We start from the raw sequence: 13131 nt of genomic DNA on the forward strand, positions 1-13131 counted from the left end.
ACTAGCAAATCACGTTTAAAAAAGAGCTCTTTTTAGAGGGGTGTCCACAATATCTTTGATCAAAAAAATACAATTTTCATATCAAAATTGGTCAAGCATATACTAGATTAGCTTAGGACAAGTGGGAGGGTAAGCAGTGGAAATCATTCAAGGAATTCTATCTACATATAGTCAGTTTTTTGATTGGGCAATGTGGAGGGAAGTATTAGTGGACCCTGTATCCTGGGGACTAATATTTTCCTTAATTATTATTGAAGGATTGCTATCAGCAGATAATGCACTTGTATTAGCAGTACTTGTCAAACATTTGCCGGATAAGCAACGAAAACGAGCTTTAATGTATGGGATGCTAGGAGCCTACTTTTTTAGATTTTTATTTATTGGAATAGGGGTTTATCTTGTAGAGTTTTGGTTTATTAAAGTGTTAGGAGCGTTGTATTTAGGATGGCTTTGTATCGCTCATTTTCTTCAAATTGGAAATGAGGATAGTGTGAAGGTGGTAAAAAAATCAGGCTTGATGGTTCGTTTCTTTGGGACCTTTTGGGCAACAGTTATTTCCGTAGAGCTGATGGATATTGCTTTTTCTATTGATTCAATATTTGCTGCCTTTGCTGTTTCAGATCAAGTATGGGTGCTTTTAATTGGAGGTATGTTAGGAATCTTAATGATGAGAACAATAGCGGGTGTATTTTTAATTATGATCGAAAAAGTACCTGAGCTAGAAGCAACTGCTTTCATCATTATTGGGGTAATAGGGTTAAAAATGTTAGTAAGTGTTGTTAATCTTCATATACCTCATTATTTTTTCTTCCTGTTTTTATTGATTGCCTTTTCCATCACGTTTATCGTGCATAAAGTAAATAAAGTAAAATCTACCTAATAAAATGAGGCTCTGTTCTCCAATCATAAGAGGACAGAACCTTTTATTTATTTTACATATTTATCAGGATCAATAATGTAGAATCTTTCAACATTTAGCCAGCTCTCGCTCATCGGTTCACCATCATCAATGCGTTTTTCTGTTTCTTGCATCATCCAACCAGTTTGTGATGCGTGTGCCTGTAAAGCTTGTAATTTATCCATTCGCATTTCGCGAATATCATAGACCACATGAGGTTCGCCATTTTTTTCAATAGTATCGTTTGCGAAGGCACAGCCAAATACTTGCGGACGTGCAGCCTTAGGCATGCGACGTACAGCTTCAACGACAGCACGTGCGGTTGCTTCATGATCTGGATGTACCGCAAAACCAGGTAGGAACGTAATAATTAATGAAGGCATTAGCTCTTCAATTAAACCTTCTACCAGCTTCACCATCTTCTCATCGTCTTCAAATTCGATTGTTTTATCACGAAGACCCATCATACGTAAATCTTGAATACCCATTGCTTCAACGGCTGCAATTAATTCTTTACGACGTATTTCTGGTAATGATTCGCGCGTTGCAAAGGGAGGATTACCTAAATTACGGCCCATTTCACCTAATGTTAAGCAGGCATATGTAACAGGTGTATTCATTTTTTTTGTATAGTAGGCAATCGTGCCAGCAACTGAAAAAGCCTCATCATCTGGGTGAGGGTACACAATTAAAATATGACGTTGTGGTTGTAAATTCAAAGAGTCGTCCCCCTTAGTAAGTAAATGGCGTTTCACTTATTTCAAGCGCAATCGCCAATTTTCCAGAGTAATCTAATCCAGCCATTAATAAACGGCCTAAATCATCTAATTCATAATGAGTAATACCTTGTGCATAAACCCAGCCATGAGGTAATTTTAATCCAACACGATGAGGTGTCTTGTCTACAACTTTAGCAAGTTCATAATTAATTTTTGCGTTGCGTATAAAGGCACCTGCATTAAAGAACTTTTCATCATAATGTGCTGCATAAGATCCGTTTGTCGTCTCAAGATGAATATAAACGTCTTTGTTGGCAAAAGAATTTAGTAATTCTTGCAACGTCTCTACTTGTACTTCTTGCATCTTAACACTCCTCTCGATCATTTCTCCTTTAAGTATAGTAAAAAAAATTAGCAAAGGGAAATTGATTGCTTCATACGTACAAATTAATGATTTGTGTAACTTACATCCCTCCCACATAATTTCATCTAGATTAATCTAATTCTAAATCAGGGCAAGATGAATCATTAACTATTAATCTATGACAAGTTTCCAAGCAATATTCTTGAAAAAATTATTGTAATGTATCAATATAAGGGGTGTGAAAAAATATGTACAAAATGTGTCGTTTTGTATACGGTTTCACACCTGAAAGATATTGCAACCATAGCTTCTTCCTAAATCGTGTGTAGACAGCACAAAATGCTAAAGGATGGCAAAACTAGGTAAAAACGAATTCTATCTTGGTACAATAGATGACGTTCCTTCAGCATCTCAGATTGTGCTGTAGAATAGGGAGAAGAATGAAGCTCATTATCATAGTATAATAAAAAACCGCGTTTCTCTTTATGACGGAGATTCGCGGTTTTTTATTAAAATTACGGATAGGCTATGTATTGGTTAGAACCGATTAAGCTTTCTTTCGATCGTTTCTAAACGATTATTGACATTTTGCAACTGTTTAAACATTTGTCTCATATATAGATTTTGATCTTGATTTTCGGTCTTTTTTTCTTGTGCTAGTTCTTCTTCCTCCTGAAGTGCCATTATTGTGGCGAGGGTGGACAATGAGTAGCCGAGTGTTAAGACAATGGAAGCTAGTACTTCTACTTTTGAAGAGGTTATTTCTCCAGCTAATAAACCTGATTCTTCAGTTAAGTTCTCTGCCTTATGTTTTTTCATTTTTTTCCCTCCCATCTAAAGCTAATATATGGGGGATGAAGTCCTAACGTATCTTGTCCGATTTTTTATCTTTAGTCAGCAAAAACTCTAGAAAATAACGCATTATTTGTTTTGTAGTAGAAGTATTTAAATAATTACGTTTTTTTCTCATAGTGTTAGGTAATATTTTCAGCGAGATACTGGATGTGAGTATGGCTGAGGTGACTTAGAAACCTCCCTTGTGTAAAAAGGGATGTCTCTATCTTTGAGACATCCCGTTCACATGGTTATATTTCAGTCACTGTTACTTGTGGAGCACCAAAGCGGGATTTTGCACCATGCATGACAGGACCAACGTAATCGTTAAGAGCCCAACCATGTGCAATGGCTGCGGATACAAACTCTTTTGCTTCAATAACAGAATCCATAACAGACCGTCCATTTGCCAGATTTGCAGTAACAGAAGCAGCAAAAGTACAGCCTGCCCCATGGTTATTTGTAGAAGCGACTTTTTCAGATTCTAATAAATAGAATGTTTGTCCATCGAAGAATAGATCTGTTGCTTTTTCAGTGGCTAATGCTTTCCCACCTTTAATGACTACAGCTTTAGCTCCTAGTTCATGGATTTTTCGTGCGGCTGTTTTCATTTCATCAATCGTTTTTGGAGTACCTGTACCAGCCAATTGACCAGCTTCAAAAAGATTTGGAGTTGTGACTGCTGCTAATGGTAAAAGATGTTGTATCATTGCATCTGTATTGCCAGGATTGAGAACTTCATCGTCACCTTTACAAATCATAACGGGATCAATGACAACATTTGTAGTACCTGATGTTGCAATAGCTTCTCCAGCTAGAAGAATAATTTCTTCCGTAGATAGCATGCCAGTTTTGATAGCATCAATTCCTGTTGAAAGAGCAGTATCGATTTGTTTTTGTAAAAGGTCAGTTGGTAATGGTGTAACATTGTGTGTCCAACCATTCGGGTCCATTGTTACAACAACTGTTAATGCCACCATACCGTACGTACCGTGCTCTTGAAATGTTTTAAGATCGGCTTGCATACCTGCGCCACCGGATGTATCTGAACCAGCAATTGTTAATGTTTTTTTTAGAGTCATGAAAAGATCTCCTTTATTGTTGAGAGTGTTAAAATTACCATTTAGTATAGTCTTATTCTGATTCTATAAAAATAGTCAGAATTAGATAATTTTAAATGGTCAGTTTGAACTGAGGCTTGAATTCAAGGTTGGTTTTTTGTACCGTTGTAAGAAAAGAAAGGGGCTTAAAGGACAATGAAACAAGTATTCCCGAATGATTGGCAAGAAATACTTGCAGACGAGTTAGAAAAACCATACTATCATGCGCTACGTCAATTTATTGCTAATGAATATTCAACGCAAACTATTTATCCGCCCATGCAGGATGTGATGAATGCATTTTATACAACAGCTTATCAAGATGTGAAGGTCATTATTTTAGGACAAGACCCATACCATGGTCCTAATCAAGCACATGGCTTAAGCTTTTCAGTCAAGCCAGGTATCCCGCATCCACCTAGCTTACGAAATATGTTACAAGAACTACAAGATGATCTAGGCTGTCCTATTCCTCAAGATGGGACCTTGACGAAGTGGGCAGAACAAGGTGTCATGCTTTTGAATACAGTGCTTACTGTACGAGCAGGACAGGCGAATTCCCATAAAGATCAAGGCTGGGAGCAGTTCACTGATGCGGTTATCGATAAACTAGCCGCAAGAGAGGAGCCACTTATTTTTGTACTATGGGGTAAACCAGCGCAGCGAAAAAAACAATTAATTTGTAAACATGCAACGCCCCATGTCATATTAGAAGCACCACATCCTAGCCCGTTAAGTGCTTATCGAGGATTTTTTGGTAGTAAACCTTATTCAAAGATTAACCAACAATTAGTGGAATGGGATAAACGACCAATAGATTGGTGTTTAGCATAGATTGGCACAAATCGTTTACTTTATACACTACATAAATCGTGATACAGTTAGAATAGAAGAAAGAGAGGGACAACGATGAAGGCGAATTGTTTTCAATGTCAATTTTTTAAAGTAACCTGGGACCCTCAAACTCCACGTGCCTGTGTCGCATATGGCTTTAAAACAAAGCAAATTCCATCCGTTGTCGTGAAACAATCCTCAGGTATGGAATGTTTAAAATATGTACCAAAAGTAGAAAGTGGGAGAATGTAATGATTCCTTATCAAGCCGTTATACAACAACTTGAAAAACAATTATCTGGTGCAAAAAATGCAGGGAATGATCAGCAGATCCGCGAAGCTCTTACAGCCATTCGTGCATTATGTGATGTGGTGTTAGATTCTCCTGGTAATACGCCATCTATCACGCCACCTTCTAAGCATTTACCACAAATGCTTGGATCAGAGATGAAGCTACCAAGTTTATCTACATCCAAAGTTGAAGAAGATGGAGCAAATGGTGATTCAATTTTTGATTTTTAAACAATATTAAAGGTAGGGTAACGAGCAATGAAAAAATTTATCGTGACAGGGGCTCTTCACGGCCTATTAGCAGTAGCCTTTGGTGCCTTTGGTGCACATGCTTTAAAAGAAATTTTAGATGATTATAGTCGAGGTATTTGGGAGACGGCTGTTCAATATCAAATGTTCCATGCTACTGGTTTGTTGGTAATCGGATTATTAATGAGTTCCAAATTATTTGGTGAAGTGAAGCAATTAAATTTGGCAGGAATTTTCTTTAACCTTGGGATTGTCTTCTTTTCAGGTAGCTTATATGTACTAGCGATTAGTGGTATAAAAGTATTGGGCGCAATTACACCAATCGGTGGTGTTCTATTTTTAATTGGGTGGATACTTATTATTTTATCGGCTTTAAAACATGCTCGTTAATTTTAAATTATGACTCTCTTACATGATTTGTAGGAGAGTTTTTTCTTTATTTTGTAAGAATACGATTTAAATCCTATTCTTTTTGTAAGAATTTATAGTACACTACTACTATTACTTGCAATATTTCGAAAATACAAAAAGAGAGGTTGTGTAGGATGGAAAAGCTATTTACATTATTAGATGAAAATTATGAAGAAATGGTAGGGATTCGTCGTCATTTGCACGAGTATCCTGAACTATCCTTTGAAGAAGTGGAGACACCAGCCTATATAGCTGCCTATCATAAAAAATTGGGTCATGAGGTACGTGAAGGGGTAGGTGGAAGAGGTGTAGTAGCGCTGCTACGCGGTGCAAGGCCAGGAAAAACTGTGGCGTTACGCGCTGATTTTGATGCATTAGCGATCCAAGAAGAAAATGATATACCCTTTAAATCAAAGGTTGCTGGTAAAATGCATGCTTGTGGACATGATGGTCATACAGCAACATTACTAGGATTAGCTAAAGCACTCAATCATATGAAATCTGAAATTACAGGCAATATTATATTTATTCATCAGCACGCTGAAGAGGTGGCGCCAGGTGGGGCAAAGCCGATGATAGAGGATGGGTGCTTAGATGGTGTAGATGTTATTTTTGGTACTCATCTATGGGCTCCCACTCCAATAGGGGAAATTTTAGTGAAAGATGGCGCTATTATGGCAGCTGCGGACAAAGTAGAAATTGCCATTCAAGGGAAGGGTGGACATGGTGCCGAACCACATCACTCCATTGATGCGGTTACTCTTGCTTCACAGTTTGTAATCAGCGCACAACAACTTATCTCGCGACGTATTGATCCATTAAAGTCAGCTGTTTTAACAATTGGTCATTTCGAGGCGATTAATCCGTTTAATGTTATTGCTGATCGTGTTAAATTGGCAGGAACAATTCGCACCTTTGAGGAAGATGTGCGTACACAGATGGAGCAGGAACTAGAAGCAGTTCTAAACGCTACTTGTCTAGCCTTTGGTGCAAGTTATGAATATCGTTATACTAGGGGTTATCCACCTGTTTATAATCATCAGAAGGAAACTGAGTTTGTGGCACAGCTAGCGTCAACTGTCCCAGGCGTAGAGCAAGTGAAAACTTGTCCACCATTTATGGTTGGAGAGGATTTTGCTTATTATTTAGAAAAAGTACCTGGTACATTCTTCTTCACAGGTGCGAAAAGTCCAGAATGGGAAACGGCTTATCCACATCATCACGCACGCTTTGATTTTGACGAACGCGCAATGCTTATAGCTGCTAAAACTTTAGGTAAAGCTACATTGGAATATTTAAAAGATTAAAAAATAAAAATCCGCATACTCTCATCGACGGTTGTCAGTGAGAGTATTGCGGATTTTTAAGACACATGATTGCTCTTATGGATTTTGGTTAAAATAGGCCATTTCTTCATCATATTCAGCGAAATCAAAGTAAATCATTGGGAATAAGAAGCGGTGATTGGATTTAAGTTCACGAATGATAACATGATCTCGTCCAGCAGCTTCTACCACACCACGTACAGTTTTTGTGTTTTTTCCTTGTTCCACTGCATGCTCAAAAGAAAAATGGAAGGTAGCTGGTTTTCCGCGATTCAACCGTAAAATATTTTCTATATAGGACTCTTCACGGCCAGGCGGTCGTCCGGTCGGGATTGTGACTGGAGGAGGAGTCATTTGTTGTTGCGTTGTTGGTGTCCAATAATAAGGCATCATCAATAATCAACCTACTTTCTTTTTAAATTTGAGGACAATCTTCTTCAGTTGGCGAGAAGAAGCAATGAGATTTGTATCTGCCTGTATTCCATTGGCCATACCATTGTGCAGGACAATCACCCGCAGGCATGAAAAACCACAAGGAACGGTTAGCTGGATGGAATCTCTCACCTTGAATTACTCTTTTGGCTAACCGGATATCTTGATCACGTGCTCGTTGATAAAAATAACTTTTTTGAGTTGCTTCAAAGCCACCTGGACGTTGATAAACCATCTGTTCAATTGTTCGAATATTACCAAAATCTAAACAATCCCCCCTTACACGATTAACGCCAACATTCCCAACCATCAGCATGCCTAACTCACCTTCGCCTTCTGCCTCGGCACGCATAAGCCTTGCTAGCAGGGCTGTCTGGGCATCATTCGTCTTAATAACAGCGATTTTCATACCTCCTCGCTGTCAGTATATGCATGATGGTATTGTAGACATGTTCAATTTTCTGAAGAAAGAAATTCACACAACAAAGGTACTATGCATACAGTAGTAATAACGACAAGTCCGTAAAAAATAATCTGAAAGCCATTCATGTTAGATACTTTTTATGAAAAATTGGGTAAATAGAAAAAGATATAAATAGGGGAATAGGAAATCAGTAATTTGCATGTGTAGTCCATACATGTGAGGTGATTCTATTTATGGAAATTGGGGTATGGTTTGGTATATTACTAAGCGCGGTCCTAGCCTTTTTACTAGGAGCGTTTTATGGACAGCCGCTCCATTGGTATCTATTTATTTTAATTATTGTGACAGGTTTTTTTATACAAATGGTCATCTTAATTTTAAAAGTAAAGGATGAAAGCTCTTAAGAAAAAATAAATTCATGGATTAAGGAAGTGTCATCGCAGAGGGGTGACATTTTCTTATTTTTATAGCTAATTTAGCTTGGCCCGTATAGTAACGTTGTTCCGAGACATACTAATGTTGAATTTATTTTTGCATTCATGAAGGAGCGTTACAATGCGTATTTTTAGTATGTTTGTAGCAATAATTATTAGTGCCTTTATGGCAGTCGGGATAGCAGAATACTACCATCAACCCTATAATTGGTATTTGGTTTTTCTGATGATACTTACCGGATTTTTTATTCATACTATCATATTAATATTTGAATCCGAAAATGCGGAGGAAAATGAAATTTAAAATGCGAGTCCTCACTGGGGACTCGCATTTTAAATTTTTTAATTGTAATTATTAAACCGTTAAGAATGTAACTAATTTATCGTTATCAAGTAGGTTTCCGACGAAGAATGCGCCAAACTCACCGTAGCGAGCAGAAACTTCATCAAAGCGCATTTCATACACTAATTTTTTAAATTGTAAAACGTCATCAGCAAATAATGTTACGCCCCATTCGTGATCATCAAAGCCAACAGAGCCTGTAATAATTTGCTTTACTTTACCTGCATAACCGCGACCAATCATGCCGTGAGAACGCATTAATGATTTGCGCTCATCCATTGATAGCATGTACCAGTTATCATTTCCTTGACGGCGTTTATCCATAGGATAGAAGCATACATATTTAGAGCGAGGAAGCTCAGGGTATAGACGTGCACGTACATGTGGATTTTGGTATGGGTCTTCATTTGATTCGCCAGCTAAATAGTTTGAAAGCTCAACAACAGATACATAAGAATATGTAGGAATTGTAAAATCAGCAATGGCTAATTTATTAAATTCTGCTTCAAGCTCTTGTAGCTCATCCATCGTTTCACGCAATGTCATAATCATAAAGTCAGCCTTTTGACCAACGATTGCATAGAAGGCATGAGCACCTGTTTTAGCAATATCTGCTTCATTTAATTTCTCTAAATAAGCAAGAAATTCTTCTACTGCTGCTTGACGTTCTTCAGCAGAAACGAGCTTCCATGAAGCCCAATCAATTGAGCGAAAATCATGTAAAGCGTACCATCCATCTAACGTAATTGCTGCTTCATTCATTATTGAAAACACTCCTTTATAAGTGAATACCATTCAAAATTAGTTTATCATAGTTTGTGCAAATTCCCTAAGTTCATGAATGTTATTCACGAATTTGACACCAACTATAGATGATGTATGCTAAAGAGTAGAGATGGAATTAGAGGAGCACCAATATGAAAAGTATTTTACAGCAGCCAATTTGGCGTTATTATGATCAATCAATTAGTGCAAAGCAGCGATCTCCGTTAGAATCCTTTGCCACTGATGATACACTGTGTCAACTAGTTGGACAATTAGTATCACCCCCAACTATTCGGACGTGGGTCCATGAGGCATCCGTTGTGCTTGGTATCCAAGATCATCGTTTACCATATGTACAGCAGGGAATGGATTTACTAGAATCAAGAGGTTATCAACCTATCGTTCGGAACTCTGGTGGATTAGCCGTTGTCCTTGATGAAGGAATTTTAAACATTTCTATTGTATTATCTGAACAAATGGATTCATTAAGTATAAATGATGGCTATGATGTGATGGTTGACCTCGTTAAAGGTTTGTTTCCAGAGGTGGCAGAGAAGATTGAAGCCTATGAAATTGTAGGCTCATATTGCCCAGGTTCGTATGATCTAAGTATTGAAGGGAAAAAGTTTGCGGGAATTTCACAAAGACGTTTACGCCAAGGTGTAGCTGTGCAAATCTATTTATGTATAGAAGGTAGCGGCTCACAGCGTGCTGCACTCATTCGTGATTTTTATGAGGAAAGCTTACAACAGGAAGAGACGAAATTTAATTATCCACAAATAGTTCCCGAAGTCATGGCATCATTATCGGAGCTTGTCGATCTACACTTAACTGTAGAGGCAGTCGTTATTCGTCTACAGCAATTACTTCATCGCTTAGCTGGTGAAGTACATCCAGAATCTTTTCATGACGAAGAATTAACGTTATATGGTTTCTATTTAAAGCGTGTTTTTGAGCGAAATGCTAAAATGCTAGAACGACATGAATAGACTGATATTAACAAACATAAAAAAGGCGATGCTGCTAATTAAGCGCATCGCCATTTTCAGGCTGGAAATTAGAACTACTTACTACTAGATTTCCGTTTTTCTCCATTTTAAAAACAGGTGCAACACGTTCTTCCTCTTCATCTAACGTAACAAGTCGTCTAGCACGATTCATAATTTGAACGAATTGTTCATAATCTTTGCGAATTGCTCGATTTTCTTCTTCTAGCTTTGTAATAGTTTTCTCTAGTTTTTTATTTTTCTCAGATGTTACATGGACAAGCTGTCTCCATTTTGAAGATTCATTGCCTACTTCACCAGAATGCTGTAAACGCAGTAAATAAGCTATAACAATATCAAGAGAAAGAGCAGATAGCGGAATTGATTTTCCTTCTGCAGCACTACTATTCACTGTAAACATACTAGAAGTGCGACGTCTTGCAGGAGCTCCTAACACTCGCATTCTTTCTTTTCTTTCTTTTTTAGCTTCAGCTAATTGTTCTTCATATTCTTTACGAACAACAGCATTCCAACGGAAACCACAGGCTGCAGCAGTACGATTTAACGCATCACCAGCTTCTTCAAAGGCATTTAGCTGTGTACTCCCCTCCGTTACGTGACGAATTACCGCCTCTGCTAACAATTCATCATTTTCTTCTAGCCAAGCATCTTGTCTTATTTTACTCATATTAAAAACCTCCACCTTTTTTGGTACTTGTTATTTAAGACTAGCATGACCAATCTTTTAACCTTTTATTCATCTATGTAAAAGGAATTATGCTTGAATAGAAGGGGAAAAGTACGATACAATACCCGTTGTAGGTTTGTACGTATGCTGCATACTTAAATATGTGAAGGTCATGCGTTCCATAGAGCGAGCGATTTTTTGTTTGAAAAATACTATATAGAAAGGGTTGTTGACAAAATGGCAAACGAATTTAAAGTTTGCGATGAATGTCAGGCCGTTAACTTAAAAACGTTAATTCCAAAATTAAAGGAAATCGATCCTGATGCAACCATCGAAATTGGCTGTCATTCTTATTGTGGTCCAGGACGCAAAAAAACATTTACCTTTGTAAATAGCCGCCCTGTTGCTGCATTAACCGAAGAAGAACTAATGGAAAAGGTTTTAACAAAATTAAAGAATAAGTAAACAAAAAGCTGTCTCTACTTGTTGGAGAAAGCTTTTTGTTCATTTATAGCAATAGAAATAAAAAGGTTGTAAGTATCTATAGAAAAATGTGAATAAGTATGCTAGTCCTAGATTTATCGCATATAATAGAACTATAACAAAATGGGGGTGCTATACAAATGACATATGCAAACGCTAAATTACAAGAAGAAAAGGTATTTAAAGACCCTGTTCACCGTTATGTGCATGTAAGGGATCAGGTGATATGGGATTTAGTAGGTACAAGAGAATTTCAGCGTTTACGTAGAATTCGTCAGCTTGGTACCACATTTTTAGTCTTTCATGGGGCAGAACACAGCCGCTTTAGTCATTCACTTGGTGTATATGAAATTGTACGTCGTATAGTGGATGATATCTTTGTTGGCCGTGCTGATTGGGATGAAGGTGAACGACTTTTAGTGCTATGTGCGGCGCTCTTACACGATTTAGGACATGGGCCATTCTCACATGCCTTTGAAAATGTCTTTGAACTGGATCATGAATATTATACAAGACAAATTTTATTGGGTGATACAGAAGTAAATGCTGTGCTGAAAAAAGTGGCAGCTGATTTTCCTGAAAAGGTATCTCAAGTAATAGGAAAGACATATCCAAACAAACAAGTAATTAGCTTAATTTCAAGCCAAATTGATGCGGATCGTATGGATTACCTACAACGTGATGCTTATTTTACTGGAGTTAGTTATGGTCACTTTGATATGGAACGGATTTTAAGAGTGATGCGTCCTCGCAAAAACCAAGTGGTCATAAAAGCAACAGGTATGCATGCAGTAGAGGATTATATTATGAGCCGCTATCAAATGTACTTGCAAATTTACTTCCATCCTGTGTCACGTAGTGCAGAGGTTATTTTAAATAAAATTTTAAAACGAGTAAAACAATTAAGTTTGGAAGGTTATACATTTAAGCATGAACCTACTCACTTCCTAGCATTTTTCCGTAATGCAATTACGCTCGAAGATTACCTTGCCTTAGATGAGAGTATTCTTTTTACATATTTTCAACTATGGATGCAAGAGGAAGATACGATTCTAAGTGATTTAAGTCGCCGCTTTGTTAATCGCAAGCTATTCCAATACATTGATTTAGATCCTGGTGTCGAGCTTGATAAATATCAAAAACTACAGGAACTTTTCAAAGAGGCAAACTTGAACCCAGACTACTATCTTGTTCATGATACAACGGCTGATTTGCCCTATGATTTTTACAGACCTGGTGAAGAGGAAGTACGCGTGCCGATTTTCTTAGAAATGAAAAATGGTGAGCTACGTGAGCTTTCACGTGAATCAATTATTGTTGATTCTATTTCAGGACGGATGAAGAGGGACCATAAAATATATTTTCCTTTAGATTTTTTAGAAGATGATTCTACGCACGCGACCGTTAAACGGAGAATATTAACCTTGTTAGGAAAAGACGGAAAATAAAATATGAAATAGAAAGCAGTAAACACGTTCAAAGGAGCGATGTTTACTGCTTTTTTTGTATGTTTAGATGATTGTTTAGAATTTGTTCAGTGCTTGTAGTTATA

At 37.4% G+C, this 13131-nt stretch carries 18 protein-coding genes; 10 read left to right on the plus strand and 8 right to left on the minus strand.

Going from position 1 to position 13131, the window contains the following annotated elements; all coding sequences use genetic code 11:
• Window positions 1–136: 136 nt before the first annotated feature.
• Window positions 137–880, plus strand: a complete 744-nt coding sequence (locus AC3CH7_RS21860) for a TerC family protein (protein WP_488381887.1) — start codon at window positions 137–139, stop codon at window positions 878–880.
• A 47-nt stretch (window positions 881–927) separates the two neighbouring features.
• Here AC3CH7_RS21860 and bshB2 read toward each other — a convergent pair whose 3' ends face one another.
• The 4 genes from bshB2 to thiD all read right to left on the minus strand — a co-directional run bounded on the left by bshB2 (window position 928) and on the right by thiD (window position 3897).
• Complete coding sequence (gene bshB2 / locus AC3CH7_RS21865) at window positions 928–1617, minus strand: bacillithiol biosynthesis deacetylase BshB2 (protein ID WP_012292692.1); 690 nt, start codon at window positions 1615–1617, stop codon at window positions 928–930.
• Window positions 1618–1630: 13 nt separating this feature from the next.
• Window positions 1631–1981, minus strand: coding sequence for a YojF family protein (locus AC3CH7_RS21870; protein WP_008176033.1), 351 nt, complete (start codon window positions 1979–1981; stop codon window positions 1631–1633).
• A gap of 537 nt (window positions 1982–2518) precedes the next feature.
• Window positions 2519–2800 carry a hypothetical protein gene (locus AC3CH7_RS21875; RefSeq protein ID WP_031418447.1) on the minus strand — a complete coding sequence of 94 codons (282 nt, stop codon included), beginning with the start codon at window positions 2798–2800 and terminating at the stop codon, window positions 2519–2521.
• A gap of 266 nt (window positions 2801–3066) precedes the next feature.
• Window positions 3067–3897, minus strand: coding sequence for a bifunctional hydroxymethylpyrimidine kinase/phosphomethylpyrimidine kinase (gene thiD, locus AC3CH7_RS21880; RefSeq protein ID WP_036166839.1), 831 nt, complete (start codon window positions 3895–3897; stop codon window positions 3067–3069).
• 174 nt (window positions 3898–4071) lie between these two features.
• Here thiD and AC3CH7_RS21885 point away from each other — a divergent pair, with 174 nt between their 5' ends.
• The 5 genes from AC3CH7_RS21885 (at window position 4072) to AC3CH7_RS21905 (ending at window position 7006) form a co-directional block, all read left to right on the plus strand.
• Window positions 4072–4749, plus strand: coding sequence for a uracil-DNA glycosylase (locus tag AC3CH7_RS21885; protein WP_031418449.1), 678 nt, complete (start codon window positions 4072–4074; stop codon window positions 4747–4749).
• Between the two features lie 75 nt (window positions 4750–4824).
• A complete protein-coding gene (locus AC3CH7_RS21890; RefSeq protein ID WP_488381888.1) occupies window positions 4825–5001 on the plus strand; it encodes a uracil-DNA glycosylase in 177 nt (58 codons plus the stop codon).
• Complete coding sequence (locus AC3CH7_RS21895; protein ID WP_012292697.1) at window positions 5001–5270, plus strand: YwdI family protein; 270 nt, start codon at window positions 5001–5003, stop codon at window positions 5268–5270. Before AC3CH7_RS21890 ends, AC3CH7_RS21895 begins: the two co-directional genes overlap by 1 nt.
• Window positions 5271–5297: 27 nt before the next feature.
• Window positions 5298–5678: a DUF423 domain-containing protein gene (locus AC3CH7_RS21900; RefSeq protein ID WP_012292698.1), complete on the plus strand. Its 381-nt coding sequence runs from the start codon at window positions 5298–5300 to the stop codon at window positions 5676–5678.
• A 155-nt stretch (window positions 5679–5833) separates the two neighbouring features.
• Entirely contained in the window at window positions 5834–7006 is a 1173-nt protein-coding gene (locus AC3CH7_RS21905; RefSeq protein ID WP_031418450.1) for a M20 family metallopeptidase, read from the plus strand.
• 75 nt (window positions 7007–7081) lie between these two features.
• Here the strand turns inward: AC3CH7_RS21905 and gerQ are convergent, their stop codons facing one another.
• Window positions 7082–7417, minus strand: a complete 336-nt coding sequence (gene gerQ / locus AC3CH7_RS21910) for a spore coat protein GerQ (protein WP_008176019.1) — start codon at window positions 7415–7417, stop codon at window positions 7082–7084.
• Window positions 7418–7439: 22 nt separating this feature from the next.
• The gene (locus AC3CH7_RS21915; RefSeq protein WP_012292700.1) at window positions 7440–7865 is read right to left on the minus strand and encodes a cell wall hydrolase; all 426 of its coding nucleotides are present in this window, start codon (window positions 7863–7865) and stop codon (window positions 7440–7442) included.
• 248 nt (window positions 7866–8113) lie between these two features.
• Between AC3CH7_RS21915 and AC3CH7_RS21920 the strand changes: the two genes are divergently transcribed.
• Entirely contained in the window at window positions 8114–8284 is a 171-nt protein-coding gene (locus tag AC3CH7_RS21920; RefSeq protein WP_012292701.1) for a hypothetical protein, read from the plus strand.
• 385 nt (window positions 8285–8669) lie between these two features.
• On the opposite strand, the gene hemQ is transcribed toward AC3CH7_RS21920, so the two are convergent.
• Window positions 8670–9419 carry a hydrogen peroxide-dependent heme synthase gene (gene hemQ, locus AC3CH7_RS21925; protein WP_031418454.1) on the minus strand — a complete coding sequence of 250 codons (750 nt, stop codon included), beginning with the start codon at window positions 9417–9419 and terminating at the stop codon, window positions 8670–8672.
• A gap of 155 nt (window positions 9420–9574) precedes the next feature.
• On the opposite strand from hemQ, the gene lipL reads away from it, so the two are divergent.
• On the plus strand, window positions 9575–10411 hold the full coding sequence (gene lipL / locus AC3CH7_RS21930) for an octanoyl-[GcvH]:protein N-octanoyltransferase (protein ID WP_036166844.1): 837 nt from the start codon (window positions 9575–9577) through the stop codon (window positions 10409–10411).
• 34 nt (window positions 10412–10445) lie between these two features.
• Here lipL and AC3CH7_RS21935 read toward each other — a convergent pair whose 3' ends face one another.
• Window positions 10446–11096, minus strand: coding sequence for an RsfA family transcriptional regulator (locus AC3CH7_RS21935; protein ID WP_025115432.1), 651 nt, complete (start codon window positions 11094–11096; stop codon window positions 10446–10448).
• A gap of 237 nt (window positions 11097–11333) precedes the next feature.
• Between AC3CH7_RS21935 and AC3CH7_RS21940 the strand changes: the two genes are divergently transcribed.
• Both AC3CH7_RS21940 and AC3CH7_RS21945 read left to right on the plus strand, forming a co-directional pair.
• Complete coding sequence (locus tag AC3CH7_RS21940; protein ID WP_008179127.1) at window positions 11334–11561, plus strand: YuzB family protein; 228 nt, start codon at window positions 11334–11336, stop codon at window positions 11559–11561.
• A gap of 158 nt (window positions 11562–11719) precedes the next feature.
• On the plus strand, window positions 11720–13027 hold the full coding sequence (locus AC3CH7_RS21945; protein ID WP_012292706.1) for an HD domain-containing protein: 1308 nt from the start codon (window positions 11720–11722) through the stop codon (window positions 13025–13027).
• Window positions 13028–13131 lie beyond the last annotated feature (104 nt).

The organism is Lysinibacillus sp. F12 (assembly GCF_057773605.1).

Coding starts and splice junctions, on each gene's coding strand:
- AC3CH7_RS21870 (WP_008176033.1), bottom strand. CDS start 1,981: ATGCAAGAAGTACAAGTAGAGACGTTGCAAGAATTACTAAATTCTTTT.
- AC3CH7_RS21875 (WP_031418447.1), bottom strand. CDS start 2,800: ATGAAAAAACATAAGGCAGAGAACTTAACTGAAGAATCAGGTTTATTA.
- thiD (WP_036166839.1), bottom strand. CDS start 3,897: ATGACTCTAAAAAAAACATTAACAATTGCTGGTTCAGATACATCCGGT.
- AC3CH7_RS21885 (WP_031418449.1), top strand. CDS start 4,072: ATGAAACAAGTATTCCCGAATGATTGGCAAGAAATACTTGCAGACGAG.
- AC3CH7_RS21890 (WP_488381888.1), top strand. CDS start 4,825: ATGAAGGCGAATTGTTTTCAATGTCAATTTTTTAAAGTAACCTGGGAC.
- AC3CH7_RS21895 (WP_012292697.1), top strand. CDS start 5,001: ATGATTCCTTATCAAGCCGTTATACAACAACTTGAAAAACAATTATCT.
- AC3CH7_RS21900 (WP_012292698.1), top strand. CDS start 5,298: ATGAAAAAATTTATCGTGACAGGGGCTCTTCACGGCCTATTAGCAGTA.
- AC3CH7_RS21905 (WP_031418450.1), top strand. CDS start 5,834: ATGGAAAAGCTATTTACATTATTAGATGAAAATTATGAAGAAATGGTA.
- gerQ (WP_008176019.1), bottom strand. CDS start 7,417: ATGATGCCTTATTATTGGACACCAACAACGCAACAACAAATGACTCCT.
- AC3CH7_RS21915 (WP_012292700.1), bottom strand. CDS start 7,865: ATGAAAATCGCTGTTATTAAGACGAATGATGCCCAGACAGCCCTGCTA.
- AC3CH7_RS21920 (WP_012292701.1), top strand. CDS start 8,114: ATGGAAATTGGGGTATGGTTTGGTATATTACTAAGCGCGGTCCTAGCC.
- hemQ (WP_031418454.1), bottom strand. CDS start 9,419: ATGAATGAAGCAGCAATTACGTTAGATGGATGGTACGCTTTACATGAT.
- lipL (WP_036166844.1), top strand. CDS start 9,575: ATGAAAAGTATTTTACAGCAGCCAATTTGGCGTTATTATGATCAATCA.
- AC3CH7_RS21935 (WP_025115432.1), bottom strand. CDS start 11,096: ATGAGTAAAATAAGACAAGATGCTTGGCTAGAAGAAAATGATGAATTG.
- AC3CH7_RS21940 (WP_008179127.1), top strand. CDS start 11,334: ATGGCAAACGAATTTAAAGTTTGCGATGAATGTCAGGCCGTTAACTTA.
- AC3CH7_RS21945 (WP_012292706.1), top strand. CDS start 11,720: ATGACATATGCAAACGCTAAATTACAAGAAGAAAAGGTATTTAAAGAC.